Source organism: Streptomyces sp. PA03-1a, assembly GCF_033792805.1.
Classification (GTDB): domain Bacteria; phylum Actinomycetota; class Actinomycetes; order Streptomycetales; family Streptomycetaceae; genus Actinacidiphila.
The window spans coordinates 1-1,915 of the sequence record NZ_JARAVO010000461.1; the positions used below are offsets into that span (position 1 = coordinate 1).

The window sequence follows — 1,915 nt, forward strand, 5'->3', positions numbered from 1 at the left end:
CCCCCGCGGGGGGTACGGAGCCGGCGCCGCCCACGGCCACGGGCCCTGCCTCAGGTCAGGACGCCCCAGGTCAGGACCGTGCGGGTACCCCGGCGGTCCGCTCGGCCGTCCGCAACCGGGCCGTACGGCTGCGGGCCATCGGCGCCCTCCCGGTCGGCGGGGCGCTGCTCGCCGGCGGACTGCAGCCGATGGCACCCATGGCCATGGCCCACGACGCCGGCGCCCCCAAGCGCGACGGCACCGCGAAGTCCGCCGAGGGCTACCGCAGCGCGGGCGAGGCCGTGTGCGACGTACTGGACGGCCTCTACCAGGCCCGCAACCCCACCGTGCACGGCACCGGCACCGCGACCGGCAAGGCCAGGAACCGCGCCCGGGGCGGCCTCCACGCCGGCGTCGAGACGCAAGGCCCGCTCCCGGTCCGCGGCTCGCTCGATCTCTCGCCCGGCGGCACCCCGAAGGGCGCCGGCCCGAGCCCCGTACCGTCCCAGCGCGCGGCCCCCCAGCAGCCGTCGGGCGGGCTGCTCGGCGCGGTGGGCGACCTGCTGGGCCTGCGCGGCAAGCAGCCGTCGACACGGGCACCGGCGCCGCGGCGGCCGGGCGCCACCCCGTACGCGCCGCCCGCACCCCGCGCGGGCGGGTCCGCCCGCCGTACCCGGCCCGAGGTCCCCGCGCCGTCCGCGGGCGCACCGCCCACCGGCATCCTGTCCGGCAACAAGATCGGCCCCGACTCGCTGCTGGACCTGGTCGTCCCCCGCCACCCCTCCGACGGCGGCATGGACGAACCGCTCTCCCTGCTCCCCGCCCGCATCCGCCTGGGCAGCCCCAACTCGCCCTGGTGCCTGCCGAAGGTCTCCCTGGAGCTGTCGATCGGCGCGGCCCGCTACCGCGACCGCGTCATCACCGCCGAGCAGCCGTTCCGCGTGCGCACCCCGCTGCTGGTCCTGACCGGGCTGACGTACCACGGCATCACCGCCGTCCCCACCCGCGCCGGGGCGGAGCGGGTCCTGGTCTTCACCGCCTGGCGCGCCGACATCGCGAGCCTCCGCCAGACCGCGGGCCTGCTCTCCCCCGCCTGCGCCCGGCACCACGCCCGCGACTGGACCCCGCCCTTCCACGGCCTGCCCGGGATCGGCCTGCCGCTGCTGGACATGGGGCTGCCCGGCATCGGCCGCGTCTCCCCCGAGCCGCCGCTGTGGGCCCCGTGCCAGGGCGAACTCGAGTCCGACGCCCGGCCCTGGAGCACCACGACCGCCACCGGACGCCCGGTCGTCCTGCTCACCCGCGTCCTCAGCGGCAACCTCCTCGGCCTGCTCCCGGTCACCTTCACCCCGGACACGCCGCCCCCGCTGCCGCCCGGGCTGACGATCCCCATCCCGGTCTTCTTCACGCAGGTCGTGGCGTACAACCAGCTGCTGACCGCGCAGCGGCTCACGATCCCCGGCCTGCACCAGCAGGCGTCACTCCGCTGACTGGCACACGACGGCGCTGGCCAGCAGCACGGCGGTGAGAGCGGTGACGACGAGGGCCCTACGGACAACGGACATGGCACACCTCAGTGCAGCGGCGGACTGTTTCGAGCAGGCCACAACCTACCGTCACCAACCCGCCACTCACCGTCACGCCGCTGCAGGGAACCACCCGCAGGGACTAGGAGGCCCTCTGGCCCCTCACCTGGATCCCGTCCAGCAACTCCCGCGTGGCCGCCGCCACCGCGTCCACCGCCTCCTCGAACGCCTCCCGGTTGTGCGCCGCCGGTGCCCGGAACCCGGAGATCTTCCGCACGTACTGCAGGGCCGCGGCCCTGATGTCCTCTTCGCCGACCTCGGGCGTCATCGGCGGGCGCAGGGTCTTGATGCTTCGGCACATGGCTCCAGTGTGCCCGCACCCACTGTCACGCCCACCCTGCGCCCGCCGA

General features: G+C 76.0%; 1 protein-coding gene and 1 pseudogene. One reads left to right on the plus strand and one right to left on the minus strand.

The features are described 5' to 3' along the window. A pseudogene (locus PV341_RS44875) lies at positions 1-1,469 on the plus strand (hypothetical protein); the annotation flags it as partial. A gap of 178 nt (positions 1,470-1,647) precedes the next feature. Here PV341_RS44875 and PV341_RS44880 read toward each other — a convergent pair. After that, a complete protein-coding gene (locus PV341_RS44880; protein WP_499512588.1) occupies positions 1,648-1,866 on the minus strand; it encodes a DUF2277 domain-containing protein in 219 nt (72 codons plus the stop codon). Positions 1,867-1,915 lie beyond the last annotated feature (49 nt).

Excerpts from the sequence above, each read along its gene's own strand:
- PV341_RS44880 (WP_499512588.1), bottom strand. The coding sequence starts at position 1,866 with ATGTGCCGAAGCATCAAGACCCTGCGCCCGCCGATGACGCCCGAGGTC.